Here is an 18,471-nt window from a genome sequence, read left to right as displayed (position 1 = left end):
GCTCGCACAGGAAGACCGAGGCGCCCCGCCCCGCCGCGTCGCGCGCGATGCCGCAGCCGTTGATGCCGCCGCCGATGATGGCAAGGTCGTGGACCTTCACCATCCCCTCCCCTTTGATCGTTTGTTTCCGCCAGCCGTTCGGATGGCGCATTGTTCGCCTAGGACATGACCATAAGCGCGCGCGGTTTCGCGCACAATACGAAAAAAGTGAACTCAATTCGAAAATTCACACCCTCCCCCGGCCCCGCCGGGGGAGGGCTGGGGTGGGGGCAGCGGTGTGCCCAAGAATCAAGCCTGCCAGTTCCGCCGTAGCCCCCACCCTCCCAAGCTGCGCTTGGGCCCCTCCCTCCCCCGCCGGAGGCTGGGGAGGGACTACGGCTGCCTACAGCCCGCCGCGTTGCCGCCGGAACGCCGCCGGGGTCATTCCAGTGAGCTTCTTGAAGAAGCGGCTGAAGTAGGCGGGGTCCTCGAACCCCAGTTCGTAGGCCAGCAGCGACACCGGCGCCGCGATGTAGATCAGCCGCCGCCGCGCCTCCAGCAGCAGGCGGTCCTGCACCACCTCGAAGGCCGAGCGGTCACCGTGCAGCCGGCACAGGCGGGTGAGCTGCCGCTCCGTCACGCCCAGTGCGTCGGCGTAGCGCGGGATCGGCCAGTGCTCGGCGTAGTGCTCCTCGACCAGCGCGCGGAAGCGGGCGAACAGCGCGGCGCGGGCGCGCTCCGTCCGGGACGCGGTGCCCAATGGTTTCAAGGACAGCGCGCGCTGCCGCTCGATCATCAGCAGCACGGCGCCGACCAGCCATTCCGACATCAGCGCCTGCCCGGGCTGGCGCCAGCGGGCTTCCGCCATCAGGTGCCCGAACAGCGCGTCGATGCGGCCGGCGGTCTCCGGGTCGTGGGCGAGATCGACGATGGCGGGTTCCAGGAACAACGCCTCGAACAGCGGCCGGCTCTGCACGCCGGCGCCCTGGAACAGCATCGCCTCCGCCACCGTCAGGACATAGCCGTGGCTGTCGGGCCGGAACTGGAAGGCGTGCACGGACGCGGGCGGGATGACGACGGCGTGCGGCCCCGCGATCTCCACGGCGCGGTCGTCGAGCTGGATGCGCGCCCCGCCATCCAGCACCACCACGGTCTGGAACAGGCCGCGGTGGGTGTGCGGCTGGATTTCCCAATTGTACAGGCGGCTGCGGCTGCGGATGTCCTCGACATGGACGAAGCCGGCGTCTGCGGCGCCCTGCATCTCCTCGCCGTACAGCGCGAACCGGGGAATCCGCGTGGCGCTCCCGACCTCCATCCGCGATTCCTTCGTGTGGCCAATTATGTCCGAATAGTACAAGTCTTCCGCCCCATCGTCCATTCCGCCGCGGGGCGCGCGGAGTCATCCTGGACAGGCTGGGGGTGCCGTCACGCGCCGCACCCACCCGAAACAAAGCAAAACAAATCCTTGGGATGATGGAGGAAACGCGGATGTTCCGCTTCGACCCGTATTCGCCGGCGATCGACGCCGACCCCTTCCCGTTCTACCGGACCCTGCGCGACGAACACCCGTGCTTCTGGAGCGAGGAAGCCAACATGTGGGTGCTGTCGCGCTACGACGACATCGTCACCGCGCTGAACGACTGGGAGACCTATTCCTCGGCCAAGGGCAACCTGATGGACGAGATGCCCAACCGCGCCGGCAACACGCTGGGCACCACCGACCCGCCGCGCCACGACCGCCTGCGCGGCATCGTCCAGTTCGCCTTCACCCGCAAGGCGGTGGAGGGGCTGGTGGAGCCGGTGCGCGCCTCGGCCAACCGGGCGCTGGACGCGGTGCAGGGGGAGAAGACCTTCGACTTCGTCAACGACTTCTCCAGCAAGGTCACCGTGGACGTGCTGTTCGGCCTGTTCAACCTGCCGCGCGAGAACGAGCGGATGGTGCGCGACAAGGCCGTGCTGATGGTGCAGTCCGACCCGCGCACCCGCCAGAAGGGGCCGGAGCACCTCGCCGCCTTCCAGTGGATGAGCGACTACGCCAAGAGCCTCGTCGAGCTGCGCACGCGCGAGCCGGGCGACGACCTGATCACCGCGCTGATCCAGGCCGAGGTCAACGGCGAGAAGCTGGCCGAGCGCGAGGTGCAGATGACCGTCACCACGCTGATCATGGCCGGCATCGAGTCCCTGTCGGGCTTCCTGACCATGTTCGCCTACAACCTCGCCGACCACGCCGACGCGCGCCGCCGGCTGGCCGCCAACCCGGCGCTGATCCCCGACGCGGTGGAGGAGTCGCTGCGCTTCAACACTTCGGCCCAGCGCTTCCGCCGCTGCCTGCAGAAGGACGTGACGCTGCACGGCCAGACCATGCGGGCGGGCGACTTCGTTTGCCTCGCCTACGGCTCCGGCAACCGCGACGAACGGCGCTTCCCCGACGCCGACCGCTACGACATCGACCGCAAGCCGAAGGGCCACCTGGGCTTCGGCGGCGGCGTGCACGCCTGCCTGGGCACCGCCTTCGCGCGCCTCGCCTCGCGCGTCGCCTTCGAGGAGTTGCTGAAGCGCGTGCCCGAGTTCGAGCGGGTGCAGGAGCAGCTGCCCTGGATGCCGTCCACCACCTTCCGCAGCCCGACCCGCCTGGAGCTGGCCGCCGCCTGGGCATAGGCCTTTTTTCCACAGAGCGGAAACGCCCTTGACCCAGGCTCCCGCGCGCCGACCTTGCAAAGTCCGGGTGACGGCGCGCGGGTCCAAGCCCTTTCACACGAGAACAGCATCATGGCGAAGATCACCTTCATCGAGCACTCCGGCGAGCGTCTGGTCGTCAACATCCCCGTCGGCTGGACGGTCATGCAGGGCGCCGTGCAGAACGGCGTCGAAGGCATCGAGGCGGAGTGCGGTGGTTCCTGCGCCTGCGCCACCTGCCATTGCTACGTGGACGAGGCGTTCGTCGACGCGCTCCCCGCGCCCAGCGAGACCGAGGAGGCGATGCTGGAGTGCACCGCCGCCGAACGGCTGCCCAACAGCCGGCTGTCCTGCCAGCTCAAGGTGAGCGAGGCGCTCGACGGCCTCGTGCTGCGCCTGCCGGAGGCGCAGAGCTGATGGCCGCCGCGCCGGGGATGGTCGTCATCGGCGCCGGGCAAGGCGGCCTGCAGGTCGCCGAGTCCCTGCGCGCCGAAGGTTGGGACGGCCCGCTGACCCTGATCGGCGAGGAGCCGCAGGCCCCCTACCACCGGCCGCCGCTGTCCAAGGCGATGCTGACCGGCGCCATGGACGAGGCGCAGATCGCCATCCGCGGCCACGAATTCTTCGGGAAGCACGGCATTGAGCTGCTCACCGGCTTGCGGGTCGCATCCATCGACCGGGCAGCGCGGCGGGTCGCGCTGAGCGACGGGCGCATCCTGCCCTACCGCGGCGTGGCGCTCGCCACCGGCGCGCGGGGCCGGCCGCTGCCGGTGCCGGGAGCCGAACTGGAGGGCGTGCTGAGCCTGCGCACGCTGGCCGACGCGCAGCGGCTGCGCGCGGCGCTGGAGGGGGCGGAGCGCGTCGTGGTGATCGGCGGCGGCTTCATCGGGCTGGAGGTCGCGGCGGTGGCGCGCAAGATGGGCCGCGAGGTCACCGTGCTGGAGGCGGCGGACCGCCTGCTGGCGCGCTCGGCCACGCCGTTCCTGGCGGACGTCTTCGCCGGACTGCACCGCGCCCACGGCGTCACCGTGGATCTCGGCGCCAAGGTGGTCGAGCTGGAGGGGCGGGACGGCCGCGTCGCCGCGGTATGCACCGCCGACGGCGGCCGGCACCCGGCCGACGTGGTGGTGGTCGGCATCGGCATCATCCCGAACGCCGAGCTGGCCGCCGCGAGCGGCATCGCCTGCGACGGCGGCGTGGTGGTGGACGACTGCGGGCGCACCGACGATCCCGCCATCGTCGCGGTCGGCGACTGCACGGTGCGGCGCGGGGCGTACGGCGTGTTGCGCCTGGAATCCGTGCAGAACGCCGTCGAGATGGGGAAGTCGGCCGCGGCGGCGCTGCTGGGGCGCGAGCGGCCCTTCACGGCGGCGCCGTGGTTCTGGTCGGACCAGTACGACGTGAAGCTGCAGATCGTCGGGCTCTCGGCCGGGCACGACCAAATCGTCGTGCGCGGCGAGCCGGCGGAGCGGCGCTTCTCGGCCTTCTATTTCCGCGACGGCGCTCTGCTGGCCATCGACTCCCTCAACCGGCCGCAGGACCACATGCTGGGCCGCAAGCTCCTCGACAGGAAGGCGCCGCTGACGCCCGAGCAGGCGGAAGACCCGGCGTTCCCGCTGGCGTCGCTGACCCGCTGAGACCCGGCGGAGCATCCCTGTGGATTGCCCCGCTGGGGCTTCATAGAACCATCGTTTCCCTTGCCGTTCGTACACGGCGAACGACAGTCTTTCTCCACCTGACATGGCAGAACAATCGAGCGTGCCCGCCCCTGTCCCGCAACGGACGGAGGAGGTTCCCGGCTGCCCCAAGCAACGTTCGAACGAACACCGTCAGGACGGATCAAAAAAGGGGAGGAAGACCATGAAAGCCGCGTTGAAGGCCGCCGTTTCCGTTGCGGCCCTGTGTTTCGCCGTGCCCGCCTGGGCGCAGGACCTGCCGAACCCGCCCGGCAACCTGGAGAAGCTCGGCAACTTCCGCACCACCGGCGAGATGACGGACATCCCGACCATCCCGCAGACCGGGCCGAAAGCCGAGGCCATCAAGAAGACGCTGTCGCAGATCAAGCTGCCGCAGGGCTTCAAGATCTCGCTGTACGCCATCGTGCCGGACGCCCGCCACATGGCGGTCGGGCCGCAGGGCGTGGCGCTCTTCGTCGGCACCCGCAAGACCAAGGTCTACGCCGTCACCGACCGCGACAAGGACCGCGTCGCCGACGAGGTGAAGCAGTTCGCGCCATCGATCGGCTTCTCGGTGCCGAACGGCGTCTGCTTCTCGAAGGATGGCTTCCTGTTCATCGCCGAGCAGAACCGGGTGCTGGTCTTCCCCGCCGCCGAGTTCTTCTACGAGGGCGCCGACGTCGCCGCCTTCCAGGTGGTCAAGGGCGGCGAGCTGATCCCCAAAGAGGAGGAGAGCTACAACCACACCGCCCGCGTCTGCCGCGTCGGCCCGGACGACAAGCTCTACATAACCCTGGGGCAGCCCTTCAACGTCTTCGCGCCGGAGAAGATGGAGCTCTACAAGGAGGCCGGCATCGGCGGCATCGTCCGCATGGACCGCGAGGGCAAGAACCGCGAGGTCTTCGCCTGGGGCATCCGCAACTCGGTCGGCATGGACTTCAACCCGAAGGACAAGTCGCTGTGGTTCACCGACAACCAGGTGGACGGCATGGGCGACGACATCCCGCCGGGCGAGCTGAACCGGGCGGACAAGCCGGGGCTGAACTTCGGCTTCCCGTACTACGGCGGCGGCAAGACCCGCACCACCGAGTACAAGGACCAGCAGGCGCCGGCCAACGCCGTCTTCCCGCAGGTGGAGATGGACGCGCACGCCGCCGACCTGGGCATGACCTTCTACAACGGCACGCAATTCCCGGCGAAGTACCGGGGCGGCATCTTCTCCGCCCAGCACGGCTCGTGGAACCGCACCAATCCGGTGGGTGCCCGCATCATGTTCACCAGCCTAAAGCCGGACGGCACCGCCGACAAGACCGAGGTCTTCGCCGACGGGTGGAAGACCAAGGACGGCGAGTACCTCGGGCGGCCGGTGGACGTCGCCGTGCTGATCGACGGCTCGCTCCTGGTGTCCGACGATCTGGCGGGCGCCATCTACCGGATCTCCTACCAGCGATGAGGGTGCGTCCTCCCTCGCGGCCGGCCGGCCGTCTCGCGGCGGCCGGCCTGCTGCTGGCGCTGTGGCCCGCGCTGGCGCAGGCCGGCGATCCGCAGGCCGGCAAGCGCAAGGCCGGCCAGTGCCAGACCTGCCACGGCATGGACGGCGTGGCGAAGATCCCGCAGGCGCCGAACCTCGCCGGCCAGCAGGAGCTGTACCTGAAGAAGGCGCTGACCGACTACAAGACCGGGGCCCGGCGCAACGAGATGATGTCGCTGGTGGCGCCGGCCCTCAGCGAGCAGGACATCGACGACCTCGCCGCCTACTACAGCGCCATCCCGGTGGAGGTGAAGGCGCCGCCCTGAGCGGCCCTTCTCCTACGGCGTCCACTGCGTGTGCACCATGCCCGGGCGGTCGATGCGCTCATAGCCGTGCGCACCGAAGTAGTCGCGCTGCGCCTGGATCATGTTCGCCCACAGCCGGCCGCTGCGGTAGCCGTCCCAGTAGGCCAGCGCCGACGCCATCGCTGGCACCGGCTGCCCGGCGGCGACCGCGGCGCCGACCGCGCGTCGCCAGCCGGCCTCGCCACGCGCCAGCAGCGCACCGATGTCCGGGTCGAACATCAGGTTGGGCAGGTCCGGCGCGCGGGTCAGCGCGTCGAGGATGCGGTCGACCAGCCGGGCGCGGATGATGCACCCGCCCCGCCACACCGAGGCGACCGCCGCCAGATCGACGTCCCAGCCGAACCGCGCGCTGCCCGCGGCGATCACCGCGAAGCCCTGGGCGTAGACGGCGATCCGCCCGCACAGCAGCGCGTCGCCGACCGCCGCCGCGAGGTCGCCTGGCACCGCGGCGGCCGGCGGCGGCGGGAAGGCGGCGGCGGCGCGCAGCCGCTCGGCCTTCAGCGCCGACAGGCAGCGGGCGTGCACCGCCTCGGCGATGGTCGGGGCGGGCATGCCGAGCTCCATGGCGGTGGTGGTCGCCCAGTGGCCGGTGCCCTTCTGCCCGGCGGCATCTTGGATGACCTCCAGGATCGGGCCGCCGGTCGCCGGGTCGGCGGTGCGCAGGATGTCGGTGGTGATCTCCATCAGGTAGGAGGCCAACTCGCCGCGGTTCCACTCCGCGAAGGTCTCGGCCAGCCGCTCGTAGCCGAGGCCGCCGAGGTGGCGCAGCAGGTGATAGCCCTCGGCGATCAGCTGCATGTCGGCGTATTCGATGCCGTTGTGGATCATCTTCACGAAGTGGCCGGCGCCGTCCGGCCCGACGCGGGCGAAGCACGGCGCGCCGTCGCCGGCGCGCGCGGCGATGGCCTGCAGCAGCGGCGCCACGCGCCCGATCCCCTCCGGCGTGCCGCCGGCCATCAGCGCCGGGCCGTGCCGCGCCCCCTCCTCGCCGCCCGACACGCCGAGGCCGACGAAGTGCACCCCCGCCTCCGCCGCCAGCGCCGCGCGGCGGCGGGTGTCGGCGTAGTGCGAGTTGCCGCCGTCGATCAGCACGTCGCCGGCCTGGAGGTCCGGCAGCAGCACGCCGAGCAGCGCGTCCACCGCCGCCCCGGCCGGCACCATCAGCAGCACGACGCGCGGCGCCTTCAGCGCGGCCAGCAGCTCCGGCACCCCGGCGCAGACGATGCCGGCCGGCATCGCCGCCAGGAAGGCGGCGCGGCGCCCCTCGTCGAGGTCGTACCCGGCGACCGCCGCCCCGTGGTCGGCGAGATTGGCGGCGAGGTTGCGTCCCATGACGCCCAACCCGATGACGCCGATGTCGGCCACGCTGTTCTGGGCCATCGCTTTTGGTCTCCGTCAGTTCCCAATCGCCATCGCAAGCGCTCTTTCCGCCGTCATCCCCGCGAAGGCGGGGATCCAGGGAGAGCCGCGGCAGCGGCGACATGACTCATATGGCTCGCGGACGCGAGCATGGATCCCCGCTTTCGCGGGGATGACGAATAGAAAGGTCAAACCGCGATCGCCGCGGCAAGTTGCGCAGCGATCGCCTCCGGCATCGGGCCGATGTCACAAGCCAGCGCCCGCTCGTCGGCTCCGGGCGGCTCCAGGTCGGCGAGCTGGCTGTCGAGCAGGCTCGCCGGCATGTAGTGCCCGGTGCGGCGCGCCATGCGCTCCAGGATCGTCGCCCGGTCGCCGGTCAGGTGCACGAACAGGATGTTCGGCGCCTGAGCGCGCAGCCGGTCGCGGTAGCGGCGCTTGAGTGCCGAGCACGACACCACCACCGGCTGGCCCTCGGTCCGCGCCAGCGCCAGCCGGTTGCCGATGGTGTCGAGCCAGCCCCAGCGGTCCTCGTCCTGCAGAGGGGTCCCGGCGGCCATCTTCGCGACGTTCTCCGGCGGGTGGAAGGCGTCGCCCTCCAGGAACGGCCAGCCGAGGAGGTGCGCCAGATGCCGCCCGACCGAGGTCTTGCCGCAACCGCTCACCCCCATCACCACGATCGCGTCCACCGGGCCCATGCGTCAGTCTACCGTCAGGGCGATGCTGCCCATGGTGCCGTAACGCGCCACCGAGCGGCTGCCCGGCTGCACGAACACCGAGCCGATGGGGGAGCCGGTGGTCACCACCTCGCCGGCGTGCAGGCCGCCGAAGCTGCGCGCCCCCTCGTTCGCCATCCACACCAGCAGGCGCACCGCGTCGCCGCCGCTGTTGCCGCCGACCACCTCGATCTTCGTCTCGCCGTCCACGTCCAGCGCGATGCGCTCGGCGAGCGGGTCGAGCGCGCGCCAGTCGGCGATGGCCGGGCCGACGACCAGCGCGCCGTGGTTGGTCTGATCCGCCATGTGGCTCAAGCGGTCCTGCGAGCCGTAGCCGGCGAAGCGGGTGTCGACGATCTCGAACGCCGGGTGCACGGAGGCGACGGCGTCCAGCACCTCCTCGCGCGTGTAGGGGGTGGACCGGGGCGGCAGGTCGCGGGCCATGCGGTAAGCGATCTCCGCCTCCACGCCGATGACCTGGAACATGGCGGCCGGCAGGCGCTCGACGCCCTCGAACACGGTGGCGGCGTTGAGCGGCGCGCGGAACGGCTCGGCCTCCGGCGAGGCGGCACCGACCTTCCAGGCGACGACCGGGCCGAGGCGGCGGGCGACCGCGTCCTGGATGGCGTAGGCGCCGGCCATGTCGGCGGGCGCGTCCGGCAGCGCGGTGAGCCAGCGGCGGGTGGCGCGCGCTTCCAGCAGCGCGTCGACGGCAGCGTTCATGGATCGGTCCTTTGGTTCGTTTGTCTTTGCACCAGGGCGCCGCAGGATTCGCGGACGACCAGGCGGGAGGGAAGGATGACGCGCTCCACGGCGCCTTGCGGGTCGGCGAGGCGGCGCAGCAGCAGGCGCGCCGCCTCCTGCCCGATCTGCCGGGCGGAGGTGGAGACGGTGGTCAGCGCCGGGCGGCTCAGCGCCGCCTCGGGCATGTCGTCGAAGCCGGTGACCGCGACGTCGCGCCCGGCGCGCAGGCCGCGCGTCTCTAGCCCGAGGATGACGCCGAAGGCGACGTCGTCGTTGAAGCACAGCGCGGCGGTCGGCGGGCCGGGCCGGTCGAGCAGAGTGCCGATGGCCTCCACCCCGGCGCGGCGGGTGAGCGGGCAGCGCACCACCAGATCCGGCGACAGCCCGTGCCGCCGCATCGCCGCGGCGAAACCGGCGCGCCGCGCTGCGGTGGCGGAGTGCGCGAGGTTGCCGCCGACGAAGGCGATGCGCGTGTGGCCCAGGCGGATCAGGTGCTCGGTCACCATTTCCATGCCGAACTGGTAGTCGACGCCGGCGTAGTCGCCGTCGTTGGCCGCCAGGAAGCGCAGCGCCTGCACGCACGGCATCCGCCAGCGGCGCAGGCGCTCCAGCAGCTCCGGCTGCGTGCCGGCGGCCGGGCAGAGGATGACGCCGTCGACGTTGTGCTCGCGCATGCGCAGCAGGAAGCGGTCCTGGCGCTCCAGCGATTCCGCGGTGTTGCCGAGGAAGGCGACGATGCCCTGCTCGTCCAGCACCTCGTCCACCCCGGCGGTCAGCTCGCCGTAGAAGGAGTTGTCGATCTTGCTGACCAGCAGCCCGACCACGTCGGTGCGCGCGGCGCGCAGCGTGGCGGCGCCGCGGTTGTAGATGTAGCCGAGCGCCTCGATGGAGGCCTGGACGCGGTCGCGCGTCTCCTGCGCCACCAGCGGGCTGCCGCGCAGGACGAGCGACACCGTGGACCGCGACACCCCGGCGTGCCGGGCGACCTCGGTCAGCGTGATGCGGCCCCCGTCGGAGCCGGTATGCTCGTCCTGGACGGCCATGCCTCACACCACGGGGGTCGGTAAGGGCTGCCCGGCGAAGAAGGCCTCGAGGTTCGCCAGCACGAGGTCGGCCATGGCCGTGCGCGTCTCCACCGTGGCGCTCGCCACGTGCGGCTGGAGGACGACGTTGTCGAGGCTCCACAGCGCCTGCGGCACGTTCGGCTCGTCGGCGAAGACGTCCAGCCCGGCGGCGCCGAGGCGGCCTTCGGTCAGCGCGGCCACCAGTTCCGCCTCATCGACGATGCTGCCCCGCGCGACGTTGATGAGAACGCCCTCCGGCCCCAGCGCGTCGAGCACGGCGCGGCCGACGAGGTTGCGGTTCTCCGGCCCGGCCGAGGCGGCGACCACCAGGATGTCGCTCTCGCGCGCCAGTTCCTCCAGCGAGCCAAGGCAGCGGTACGGCACGTCCTCGCAGACCGTGCGGTTGGTGTAGGCGATGCTCATGCCGAAGCCGGCGGCGCGCTCGGCGATGGCGCGGCCGATGCGGCCCAGGCCGAAGATGCCCAGCCGCTTGCCGGTCACCTTGCGGGCGAGCGGAAGCTTCGCCTTGGGCCACTGCCCGGCGCGCACGAAGCGGTCGCCGACGATCAGCCGGCGCGACACCGCGATGATCAGCCCGAGCGCCAGGTCCGCCACGTCCTCGGTCAGCACGCCCGGCGTGTTGGTGACGCGGATGCCGCGGCCGGCGGCGTACCGGAGGTCCACCGCGTCGGTGCCGACGCCGTTGATGGTGACGACGCCGAGGTTCGGGCAGGCGTCCATGACGGCGTTGCTCACCCCGGTGGCGCCGCCGGTGACGACGGCGCGCACGCGCGGCCCCACCGCGGCCAGCAGCGCCGCCCTGTCGGGCGCGGCGGCAAGGCGATGGACAGTGTACGCCGCGTCCAGCGCCGCCTCGACGCTCGCCATCATGGGTTCGACCAGGATGATCTCGGGCTTCATGACTGGGTCCTTAACAGACGTTGGCTTCAACACCCTCCCCCAGCCCCGCTGGTGGAGGGCCGGGGTGGGGGCTATGGCCATTCCCGAAAGCCGTTGCCCCCACCCTCCCGCTGCGCGGGTCCCTCCCTCCCCCGCCGGGGACGGGGGAGGGTTTCCTAATGCGAGAGGATCTGGCTGAGGAACAGCTTGGTGCGCTCCGACCGGGGGTTGGAGAAGAACTCCTCCGGCGTGTTCTGTTCGACGATCTCGCCGCGGTCCATGAAGATCACGCGGTCGGCGACCGACTTGGCGAAGCCCATCTCGTGCGTCACGCACAGCATGGTCATGCCGTCCTGGGCGAGGCTGATCATGGTGTCCAGCACCTCCTTGACCATCTCGGGATCCAGCGCCGAGGTCGGCTCGTCGAACAGCATGATCTTCGGGTTCATGCACAGCGCCCGCGCGATGGCGACGCGCTGCTGCTGGCCGCCGGAGAGCTGGCCGGGGAACTTGTCGGCCTGCTCGGGGATGCGGACGCGCTGCAGGTACTTCATGGCGATGGCCTTCGCCTCGTCCTTCGCCATGCCGCGCACCTTCAAGGGCGCCAGCATGCAGTTCTGCAGCACGGTCAGGTGCGGGAACAGGTTAAACGACTGGAACACCATACCGACCTCGCGGCGCACGGCGTCGAGGTGGCGGGCACCCGCCCCCAGCTCGATGCCGTTCACCACGATGCGGCCCTGCTGGTGCTGCTCCAGCTGGTTGATGCAGCGGATCAGCGTCGACTTGCCCGAGCCGGAAGGACCGCAGACCACGATGCGCTCGCCCTTGCGCACCTCCAGGTTCACGTCCTTCAGCGCCTGGAAGTCGCCGAACCACTTCTGCACGCCCTCCATGCGGATGATGATCTCATCGCTCATGGATCTCGGCACGGGGGCTTCCGTGCGATCGTCGTTCAGCGTCATGGTCTGGTCCTCCGGGCTCGGGCAGCGTCGCGCGTCAGTTCTTCAAGACCGCCGGCAGATCGCTGCCCAGCCACTTCTGATGGATGGCGTTCAACTCGCCGTTGGCCTTCACCGTATCGACGAAGGTGTTGACCCAGGTGGCGAGGCTGTCCTGGCCGAGGCGCATGGCGATGCCCTGCACCTGGCTGCGCAGCACGAACTTCATCTCGTAGTTGTTCTGCGGCGCCATCTTCTTGATCTGCTGGGCGACGACGTTGCTGATGCCCAGCGCGTCGACCTGCCCCGACAGCATCGCCTGCACGGCGCTGGCGTCGTCGTCGAAGCGCATGATGCGCGCCTCCTTCGGCGCCACGGCGGTGACGCCCTGGTCCTGGGTGCTGGCGCGGGCGACGCCGATGCGCTTGCTGGCGAGGTCGCCGGCCTCCTTGATCGCGGTCTTCTGCGTGGCGAGCACGCCGATCTCGATGGCGGCGTAGGGCTTGGAGAACAGCACCTGCTTGGCGCGCTCCTCGGTGATGCCCAGCGAGGCGACCAGCAGGTCGACCTTGTTGGTCAGCAGGTAGGGGATGCGGTTCGGGCCGGTAACCGGCACGATCTCCACCGGCACGCCCATGTGCTTGGCCAGCAGCTTGGCGACGTCGGCGTCGTAGCCGTCCGGCTTGCCGTCGGCGGTGGTGATGCCGAACGGCGGGAAGTCCACCAGCATGCCGATGGTCACCTTGCCCTTGGCCTTGATCTCATCGACGGTCTGGGCGCTCGCCGGCATCGTGAAGGCGACCGCCGTGGCGACGAAGGCGCCGGCAACGGCGAGGCGGCGGGAAATCGAGACGGACATGGTGGGCTCCCTCTGTTTGCGATTGCTTATGGTTGGTGAAAACGGAGTCAGCGGCCGGGCGCGGCGTAGCGCGCTTCGAGGCGGGCGGCCAGCAGCGACAGCGGCCAGCACAGGACGAAGTACAGGGCCGCCACGATGCTGAACACCAGGAAGGGCTGGAACGTGGCGTTGTTGACGATCTGGCCGGCGCGGGTCAGCTCGGTGAAACCGATGATGGCGGCCAGCGACGTGCCCTTGATGAGCTGCACGAGGTAGCCGACGGTGGGCGGCAGCGCCACCTTCACCGCCTGCGGCAGGATGACGTAGCGCATCAGCCCCGGGTAGCGCAGGCCGAGCGCCGACGCCGCCTCCCACTGCCCCCGCGGCACCGACTGGATGCAGCCGCGCCAGATCTCGCCCAGGAAGGCGCTGGCGTTCAGCGTCAGGCCGAGCGCGGCGGCCGCCCACGGGTTCATGTCGATGCCCAGCACGGTGGCGCCGAAGAACACCAGGAACAGCTGCATCAGCAGCGGCGTGCCCTGGAACACCTGGATGTAGCCGGTGGCGGCCAGCCGGACCGGCTTGATCGGCGAGGTGCGCCCCAGGGCGATGAGCAGCCCGGCGATGGCGCCGCCCAGGAAGGCGATGGCCGACAGCGCCAGCGTCCACTGCACGGCGCTCAGCAGGAAATAGAACTCGTTGATGCTGAAGGAGCGGATCATGGCGGGCCTCCCCTCAGCGGCGTTCGAGGTCGTAGGTGAAGACGAGGCGGTGGATCGCCGCGAACAGGCCTGAGAACATCATCGCCATGACGAGGTACATGGCGGTGACGACGATGTAGATCTCGAAGCTGCGGAACGTCTGCGACTGGATGTTGTTGGCGACCGAGGTCAGCTCGTCCGCCGAGATGGCCGAGACCACGCTGGAGCTGAGCATCAGCAGGATGAACTGGCTGGTCAGCGCCGGGTAGACGGTGCGCAGCGCCGGCTTGAGGATGACGTAGCGGAAGACCTGGAGCGGCCTGAGGCCCAGCGCCAGACCCGCCTCGACCTGTCCTTTTTGGATCGATTCGATGCCGGCGCGGATGATCTCGGTGGCGTAGGCGCCGACGTTGACGACCATGGCGATCAGCGCCGCCATGTCCGGCGACAGCATCAGGCCCATGCTGGGCAGCCCGAAGAAGATCAGGAAGATCTGCACCAGGAAGGGCGTGTTGCGGATCACCTCGATGTAGGCGTTGATCAGCCAGCGCACCGGCTTCGGCCCCGAGGTCTTGCCCAGCGCGCACAGGATGGCGACGATCAGCCCCAGCACCATGGCGCCCAGCGACAGCCGGATGGTCAGCCACGCGCCGGTGAGCAGGTAGTCCCACGACGCGATGACCGCGTCGAACTGGAATGAGTAGTTCACGGACGTCCCTCCTCCGTCGGGGCCTTCTGCGGGCCACCGGCTGCCATATCAGGCACGCTTTCGGACAGGGTAATTGGATCGATCCAAAAAGGCAAGGAGGGAGAGGTTGGGGAGGCGGAGTGTTTGCGGTGAAAGCAGCAAAGCCCCTCTCCCTTGACGGGAGAGGGGTTGGGGAGAGGGTGGCCGGAGTCTCTTGCGGGCTCCGCCCGCCATCCCTCTCTCCCCAACCCCTCCCCCTCAAGGGGGGAGGGGCTTTACGAAGCTTACTTCCGCACCTTGGCGATCTCCGCCTGCAGGTCCTTCAGCTGCTCGGCGCCGCCCTCGGCGGCGTACTTGTCGAACGCCGGCTTGACCAAATCGCGCATGCGGTTCAGCTCGGCGTCGGACAGCTCGTTGATCTGCATGCCCTTCTCCTTCAGGAAGGTGACCGACTGCAGCGACAGCTCGCGGCTGTCCTTGCGCTCGAAGTCGCGCGACGCCACCGCCGCCTCGCGGATGATCTTGCGCTCGTCGTTGGACAGGCCGTCGAACCAGCGCTTGGAGGCCAGCACGATCCACGGGCTGTAGACGTGCTTGGAGATGGTCAGGTACTTCTGCACCTCGTAGAACTTCGAGGACTGGATGGTGGTGACCGGGTTCTCCTGACCGTCCACCGTGCCGGTCTCCAGCGCCGTGAACAGCTCGGCGAAGGCCAGCGGCACCGCGTTGGCGCCGAAGCGGTTGAACATGTCGATGTAGACCGGGTTCTGCATCACGCGCAGCTTGATGCCGCCGAGGTCCTCAGCCTTGGTCACCGGACGCTTGGAGTTGGTCAGGTTGCGGAAGCCGTTCTCCCAGTAGACCAGGCCGACCAGCCCCTTCTCCTCCAGCTTCGCCGTCAGCTTCTGGCCGAACGCGCCGTCGAGGACGGCGTCGGCTTCCTGCTCGTTGTTGAACAGGAACGGCAGGTCGTAGACCGCGAAGTCCTTGACGATGCCGACCAGCGTGGCGGTCGAGCCGACCATCATCTCCTGCGCGCCGCCGATCAGCGTCTGCTGCATCTGGATGTCGTTGCCCAGGCTGGCGTCGCCGAAGCCCTTCACCTTCAGCTTGCCGCCGGAGCGCTTCGCCAGCTCGTCGGCGAAGAACTTGACCGCGCGGCCCTGGTTGGAGCTTTCCGACAGGCCGTAGCCGAAGCGGATCAGGCGGGGCTTGACGTCCTGCGCGGTCGCCGCGCCGGCGCCGACGAACAGGGCGAGTGCGGCGGTGAGCGCCGCGATCCTGGTCTTCATGGTGGTTCCCTCGGTCTTGGTTGAATCGATGGAAAGGATGGCCGGGCGGTCAGTGCAGCCAGCGCGCCGGGACGGTGATCAGCTCGGGGAAGGCGACGAAGACGCCGAGCAGCAGCGTGTAGGTGATCACGTAGGGCCAGACGCCCTTGATGATCCCCTCCATGCTGACGCGGGCGACGCCGCACACCACGTTCAGCACGGTGCCGACCGGCGGCGTCAGCAGGCCGACGGCGCCGACCATCACGAACATCACGCCGAAGTAGACGGGGTCGATGCCGGCGCGGGTGATCAGCGGCACCAGCACCGGGCCGAGGATCAGGATGGTCGGCGTCAGGTCCATCGCCGTGCCCACCAGCGTCAGCGCGACCATGATCGCCGCCATCAGCCACTTGGGATTGTCGAGCAGCGGCTCCAGCACCTCGATCAGCATGCCCGGCAGGTCGGCCAGCGTGATCATGTACGAGGTGACCAGCGCCGCCGCGACCAGGAACATCACCACGGCGGTGGTGCGCGCCGCGCTGATGAAGATCGCCGGCAGGTCCGCGAAGCTGAGGCTGCGGTACACGAAGCAGCTGACGACGAAGGCGTACACCGCCGCCACGACGGCCGCCTCGGTCGGGGTGAAGACGCCGCCGCGCAGGCCGCCGACGATGATGACCGGCAGCAGCAGCGCCCAGAAGGCGTTGGCCAGCGCCTTGCCACGGACCGCCCAGGACTGCTTGGGGGCCGTCGGCGTGTCCTCCCGCCGCACCACCCACACCCAGGTCGCCACCAGGACCGCCGCCATCATCAGCCCCGGCGCGATGCCGGCCATGAACAGCTTGGTGATCGAGATGTTGGTGGTGACGCCGAAGATGATGAAGGACATGCTGGGCGGCAGCATCGGCGCGATGATGCCGCCGGAGGCGATCAGTCCGGCCGAGCGGTCGAGGTTGTAGCCGTTGTCCCGCATCATCGGGATCAGCAGCGTCGCCACCGCCGCGGTGTCGGCGATGGCCGAGCCGGACAGGCTGGCCAGGATCACCGCCGCGCCGATGGCGACATAGCCGAGGCCGCCACGGATGTGGCCGAACAGGGTGACCGCCAGATCGACGATGCGGCGCGAGATGCCGCCCTGGTTCATCAGGCCGCCGGCCAGCAGGAAGAACGGCACGGCGAGCAGCGGGTAGTTGTCGGCGCCGCTCAGCATGTTCTGGGCGAGCAGCTGGGCGTCGAAGAAGTCGAGGTGCGCCATCAGCGCGACGCCGGTCAGCATCAGGGCGAAGGCGATCGGCATGCCGAGCAGCATGAAGCCGAACAGCGAGAACAGGAAAATCGCGATGGTCATGGCACGTGTCCCCGCTGGTTATTCGGCGAAGGCGGCTTCGCCGGCCGCCGGATCGCCAGGAATGCGCGCCTCCGGATGGCCGCTCAGGATCTTCGCGAGATTGGCGAGCAGCGTGCAGGCCATAGCGAGGCTCGGCACGAAGCCGGCCGCCGCGTAAAACGCCATCGGGAAGCGCAGCACGGTGGAATAGGTGTCCAGGCCGATCAGCAGCTGCATCCAACTGCCCTCGATGAACAGCCAGATGGCGTAGAGCATCAGCAGGTGGCTGACGAAGGCGCACACCCGGCGTCCCTTGGGCGACAGCCGCTCCTGCAGCATCTCCAGGCCGATGTGCTGGTTGGTCCGCAGCGCCACCGTGGCGCCCAGGAACACCATCCAGACGAACAGCAGGCGCGCCAGTTCTTCGGCGGCGACGATGCCGCTGTGGAAGACGTAGCGCAGGACCACGTTGCCGAAGACCAGCGCCACCATGGCGGCGAGCATCAGCGCCATGATCCACTCGGTGAGGGTCTCCAGGGCATCCACGAATCGTTTCATGCGGGGTCCTCCGCGGGGGTGTTGGCGGTCGGGGGCGGCAGGCCCGGCAGGCGGGCGAGGAAGTCGGTGACGATGGCGCCCGGCGGGCGGGCGATGTCGGCGGTCCACGCCGCCTCGTCGGGGCCGGGGATCTCCAGCGCGGCGAACTGGCTGTCGATCAGGCTGGCCGGCATGAAGTGCGCCGAGCGCGCCTCCATCCGTTCGGTGATCAGCGCCTTGTCGCCGTGCAGGTGCAGGAAGGCGACGCGCCGGCTGCCGCCGCGCAGCTGGTCGCGGTACCGGCGCTTCAGCGCCGAGCAGGACAGCACCAGCCCCTCGCCACGCCGGTCCGCCTCGGCGATGAAGCCGGCCAGCGTGGCGAGCCAGCCGAAGCGGTCCTCGTCGGTCAGCGGCGTGCCGGCCGACATCCTGGCGATGTTGGCGGGCGGGTGGTGCTCGTCACCCTCGACGAAGCGGCAGCCCAGCCGCTCGGCCAGCCGGCGGCCGACCTCGGACTTGCCGCAGCCGCACACGCCCATGACGACGATGATCGGGTTGGTGCTCATGCATTCGGCCCATAGCGCAGGGCGGCGGCCCGGCCGGCGGCAACGCGGATCGCCTCCCAGTCGCCGGCCTTCAGGGCCGCGGGTGGCGTCAGCCAGGAGCCGCCGACGCACACCACGTTGGGCAGCCGCAGGTACTCCGCCGCCTTGTCCGGGCCGATGCCGCCGGTCGGGCAGAAGCGCAGGTGCGGCAGCGGCGAGGCCATGGCGCGCAGCGCAGCGACACCGCCCGCCGCCTCGGCCGGGAAGAACTTGAGGAAGGCGTAGCCGCGCTCGGCCGCCGCCATCGCCTCGCCGACCGTGGCGACGCCGGGCAGCAGCGGCACCGCCGTATCGACCGCGGCGTCCAGCAGGCGCGGCGTGGCGCCGGGACTGACCGCGAAAGCGGCGCCGTCGGCCTCCGCCTCGCGCAGCTGCTCGGGCGTCAGGACGGTGCCGACGCCGACGACGGCCTCCGGCACCTCGGCGCGGATGCGGCGGACGGCCTCGCGTGCGGCGGGGGTGCGCAGCGTCACCTCCAGCACCGGCAGACCGCCGGCCACCAGGGCGCGGGCCAGCGGCACGGCCACCGCCGCGTCGTCGACAACCAGCACCGGGATCACCGGCGCGCGGCCGAGGACGGCAGCAAGGGAAGCGCGTTCGGAGCGCATGGTCGACC

21 protein-coding genes are annotated in these 18,471 nt (G+C 70.1%); 5 read left to right on the top strand and 16 right to left on the bottom strand.

The annotated features are described in order from the left end of the window. Both TSO221_RS36405 and TSO221_RS14570 read right to left on the bottom strand, forming a co-directional pair. Positions 1-103: FAD-dependent oxidoreductase (locus TSO221_RS36405; RefSeq protein WP_146208806.1), on the bottom strand; the 103-nt coding region annotated here is incomplete at its 3' end. Between the two features lie 279 nt (positions 104-382). Then, positions 383-1,294: a helix-turn-helix domain-containing protein gene (locus TSO221_RS14570; protein WP_109119228.1), complete on the bottom strand. Its 912-nt coding sequence runs from the start codon at positions 1,292-1,294 to the stop codon at positions 383-385. A gap of 173 nt (positions 1,295-1,467) precedes the next feature. On the opposite strand from TSO221_RS14570, the gene TSO221_RS14565 reads away from it, so the two are divergent. The 5 genes from TSO221_RS14565 (at position 1,468) to TSO221_RS14545 (ending at position 6,128) form a co-directional block, all read left to right on the top strand. After that, the gene (locus TSO221_RS14565; protein WP_109119227.1) at positions 1,468-2,637 is read left to right on the top strand and encodes a cytochrome P450; all 1,170 of its coding nucleotides are present in this window, start codon (positions 1,468-1,470) and stop codon (positions 2,635-2,637) included. 111 nt (positions 2,638-2,748) lie between these two features. Further along, complete coding sequence (locus tag TSO221_RS14560; protein ID WP_109119226.1) at positions 2,749-3,072, top strand: 2Fe-2S iron-sulfur cluster-binding protein; 324 nt, start codon at positions 2,749-2,751, stop codon at positions 3,070-3,072. After that, positions 3,072-4,292, top strand: a complete 1,221-nt coding sequence (locus TSO221_RS14555; protein WP_247878054.1) for an FAD-dependent oxidoreductase — start codon at positions 3,072-3,074, stop codon at positions 4,290-4,292. The genes TSO221_RS14560 and TSO221_RS14555 overlap by 1 nt, the downstream gene beginning before the upstream one ends. Positions 4,293-4,515: 223 nt before the next feature. Beyond that, a complete protein-coding gene (locus TSO221_RS14550; RefSeq protein ID WP_109119225.1) occupies positions 4,516-5,784 on the top strand; it encodes a PQQ-dependent sugar dehydrogenase in 1,269 nt (422 codons plus the stop codon). Next, a complete protein-coding gene (locus TSO221_RS14545) occupies positions 5,781-6,128 on the top strand; it encodes a cytochrome c (RefSeq protein ID WP_109119224.1) in 348 nt (115 codons plus the stop codon). Before TSO221_RS14550 ends, TSO221_RS14545 begins: the two co-directional genes overlap by 4 nt. Before the next feature lie 12 nt (positions 6,129-6,140). Here TSO221_RS14545 and gndA read toward each other — a convergent pair whose 3' ends face one another. The 14 genes from gndA to eda form a co-directional block, all read right to left on the bottom strand. Then, a complete protein-coding gene (gene gndA, locus TSO221_RS14540) occupies positions 6,141-7,547 on the bottom strand; it encodes an NADP-dependent phosphogluconate dehydrogenase (RefSeq protein ID WP_109119223.1) in 1,407 nt (468 codons plus the stop codon). A 167-nt stretch (positions 7,548-7,714) separates the two neighbouring features. Beyond that, a complete protein-coding gene (locus TSO221_RS14535) occupies positions 7,715-8,221 on the bottom strand; it encodes a gluconokinase (RefSeq protein WP_109119222.1) in 507 nt (168 codons plus the stop codon). 3 nt (positions 8,222-8,224) lie between these two features. Further along, entirely contained in the window at positions 8,225-8,962 is a 738-nt protein-coding gene (locus TSO221_RS14530; protein WP_109119221.1) for a fumarylacetoacetate hydrolase family protein, read from the bottom strand. Then, positions 8,959-10,026 carry a LacI family DNA-binding transcriptional regulator gene (locus TSO221_RS14525; RefSeq protein ID WP_109119220.1) on the bottom strand — a complete coding sequence of 356 codons (1,068 nt, stop codon included), beginning with the start codon at positions 10,024-10,026 and terminating at the stop codon, positions 8,959-8,961. Before TSO221_RS14525 ends, TSO221_RS14530 begins: the two co-directional genes overlap by 4 nt. 3 nt (positions 10,027-10,029) lie before the next feature. Further along, positions 10,030-10,968 carry a 2-hydroxyacid dehydrogenase gene (locus TSO221_RS14520; protein WP_109119219.1) on the bottom strand — a complete coding sequence of 313 codons (939 nt, stop codon included), beginning with the start codon at positions 10,966-10,968 and terminating at the stop codon, positions 10,030-10,032. A 155-nt stretch (positions 10,969-11,123) separates the two neighbouring features. Then, positions 11,124-11,912 (bottom strand): amino acid ABC transporter ATP-binding protein, encoded by a 789-nt coding sequence (locus tag TSO221_RS14515; RefSeq protein ID WP_158284096.1) that lies wholly within the window; start codon positions 11,910-11,912, stop codon positions 11,124-11,126. A gap of 34 nt (positions 11,913-11,946) precedes the next feature. Next, the gene (locus TSO221_RS14510; RefSeq protein ID WP_109119218.1) at positions 11,947-12,747 is read right to left on the bottom strand and encodes a transporter substrate-binding domain-containing protein; all 801 of its coding nucleotides are present in this window, start codon (positions 12,745-12,747) and stop codon (positions 11,947-11,949) included. Positions 12,748-12,794: 47 nt separating this feature from the next. Continuing rightward, positions 12,795-13,448, bottom strand: a complete 654-nt coding sequence (locus tag TSO221_RS14505) for an amino acid ABC transporter permease (protein WP_199229483.1) — start codon at positions 13,446-13,448, stop codon at positions 12,795-12,797. 13 nt (positions 13,449-13,461) lie between these two features. Next, positions 13,462-14,136, bottom strand: coding sequence for an amino acid ABC transporter permease (locus TSO221_RS14500; RefSeq protein ID WP_109119217.1), 675 nt, complete (start codon positions 14,134-14,136; stop codon positions 13,462-13,464). Between the two features lie 263 nt (positions 14,137-14,399). Further along, positions 14,400-15,407 carry a TRAP transporter substrate-binding protein gene (locus tag TSO221_RS14495; protein ID WP_109119216.1) on the bottom strand — a complete coding sequence of 336 codons (1,008 nt, stop codon included), beginning with the start codon at positions 15,405-15,407 and terminating at the stop codon, positions 14,400-14,402. Between the two features lie 49 nt (positions 15,408-15,456). Continuing rightward, entirely contained in the window at positions 15,457-16,734 is a 1,278-nt protein-coding gene (locus tag TSO221_RS14490; RefSeq protein WP_109119215.1) for a TRAP transporter large permease subunit, read from the bottom strand. Positions 16,735-16,752: 18 nt separating this feature from the next. Next, on the bottom strand, positions 16,753-17,271 hold the full coding sequence (locus tag TSO221_RS14485; protein ID WP_109119214.1) for a TRAP transporter small permease: 519 nt from the start codon (positions 17,269-17,271) through the stop codon (positions 16,753-16,755). Next, entirely contained in the window at positions 17,268-17,816 is a 549-nt protein-coding gene (locus tag TSO221_RS14480) for a gluconokinase (protein ID WP_199229482.1), read from the bottom strand. Before TSO221_RS14480 ends, TSO221_RS14485 begins: the two co-directional genes overlap by 4 nt. Next, on the bottom strand, positions 17,813-18,463 hold the full coding sequence (gene eda / locus TSO221_RS14475) for a bifunctional 4-hydroxy-2-oxoglutarate aldolase/2-dehydro-3-deoxy-phosphogluconate aldolase (RefSeq protein ID WP_109119213.1): 651 nt from the start codon (positions 18,461-18,463) through the stop codon (positions 17,813-17,815). Before eda ends, TSO221_RS14480 begins: the two co-directional genes overlap by 4 nt. Positions 18,464-18,471: the final 8 nt, after the last annotated feature.

It is taken from the genome of Azospirillum sp. TSO22-1 (assembly GCF_003116015.1).
GTDB lineage: Bacteria > Pseudomonadota > Alphaproteobacteria > Azospirillales > Azospirillaceae > Azospirillum.
The sequence above is the reverse complement of the archived record's forward strand: the minus strand, read 5'-3'. Positions and strand labels throughout refer to the sequence as shown.

What these genes read in the sequence shown, in the direction of transcription:
- TSO221_RS14520 (WP_109119219.1), bottom strand. Translation starts at nt 10,968, where the DNA reads ATGAAGCCCGAGATCATCCTGGTCGAACCCATGATGGCGAGCGTCGAG.
- TSO221_RS14515 (WP_158284096.1), bottom strand. Translation starts at nt 11,912, where the DNA reads ATGACGCTGAACGACGATCGCACGGAAGCCCCCGTGCCGAGATCCATG.
- TSO221_RS14525 (WP_109119220.1), bottom strand. Translation starts at nt 10,026, where the DNA reads ATGGCCGTCCAGGACGAGCATACCGGCTCCGACGGGGGCCGCATCACG.
- TSO221_RS14565 (WP_109119227.1), top strand. Translation starts at nt 1,468, where the DNA reads ATGTTCCGCTTCGACCCGTATTCGCCGGCGATCGACGCCGACCCCTTC.
- TSO221_RS14490 (WP_109119215.1), bottom strand. Translation starts at nt 16,734, where the DNA reads ATGACCATCGCGATTTTCCTGTTCTCGCTGTTCGGCTTCATGCTGCTC.
- TSO221_RS14555 (WP_247878054.1), top strand. Translation starts at nt 3,072, where the DNA reads ATGGCCGCCGCGCCGGGGATGGTCGTCATCGGCGCCGGGCAAGGCGGC.
- gndA (WP_109119223.1), bottom strand. Translation starts at nt 7,547, where the DNA reads ATGGCCCAGAACAGCGTGGCCGACATCGGCGTCATCGGGTTGGGCGTC.
- TSO221_RS14505 (WP_199229483.1), bottom strand. Translation starts at nt 13,448, where the DNA reads ATGATCCGCTCCTTCAGCATCAACGAGTTCTATTTCCTGCTGAGCGCC.
- TSO221_RS14545 (WP_109119224.1), top strand. Translation starts at nt 5,781, where the DNA reads ATGAGGGTGCGTCCTCCCTCGCGGCCGGCCGGCCGTCTCGCGGCGGCC.
- TSO221_RS14510 (WP_109119218.1), bottom strand. Translation starts at nt 12,747, where the DNA reads ATGTCCGTCTCGATTTCCCGCCGCCTCGCCGTTGCCGGCGCCTTCGTC.
- eda (WP_109119213.1), bottom strand. Translation starts at nt 18,463, where the DNA reads ATGCGCTCCGAACGCGCTTCCCTTGCTGCCGTCCTCGGCCGCGCGCCG.
- TSO221_RS14480 (WP_199229482.1), bottom strand. Translation starts at nt 17,816, where the DNA reads ATGAGCACCAACCCGATCATCGTCGTCATGGGCGTGTGCGGCTGCGGC.
- TSO221_RS14560 (WP_109119226.1), top strand. Translation starts at nt 2,749, where the DNA reads ATGGCGAAGATCACCTTCATCGAGCACTCCGGCGAGCGTCTGGTCGTC.
- TSO221_RS14550 (WP_109119225.1), top strand. Translation starts at nt 4,516, where the DNA reads ATGAAAGCCGCGTTGAAGGCCGCCGTTTCCGTTGCGGCCCTGTGTTTC.
- TSO221_RS14485 (WP_109119214.1), bottom strand. Translation starts at nt 17,271, where the DNA reads ATGAAACGATTCGTGGATGCCCTGGAGACCCTCACCGAGTGGATCATG.
- TSO221_RS14535 (WP_109119222.1), bottom strand. Translation starts at nt 8,221, where the DNA reads ATGGGCCCGGTGGACGCGATCGTGGTGATGGGGGTGAGCGGTTGCGGC.
- TSO221_RS14570 (WP_109119228.1), bottom strand. Translation starts at nt 1,294, where the DNA reads ATGGAGGTCGGGAGCGCCACGCGGATTCCCCGGTTCGCGCTGTACGGC.
- TSO221_RS14495 (WP_109119216.1), bottom strand. Translation starts at nt 15,407, where the DNA reads ATGAAGACCAGGATCGCGGCGCTCACCGCCGCACTCGCCCTGTTCGTC.
- TSO221_RS14530 (WP_109119221.1), bottom strand. Translation starts at nt 8,962, where the DNA reads ATGAACGCTGCCGTCGACGCGCTGCTGGAAGCGCGCGCCACCCGCCGC.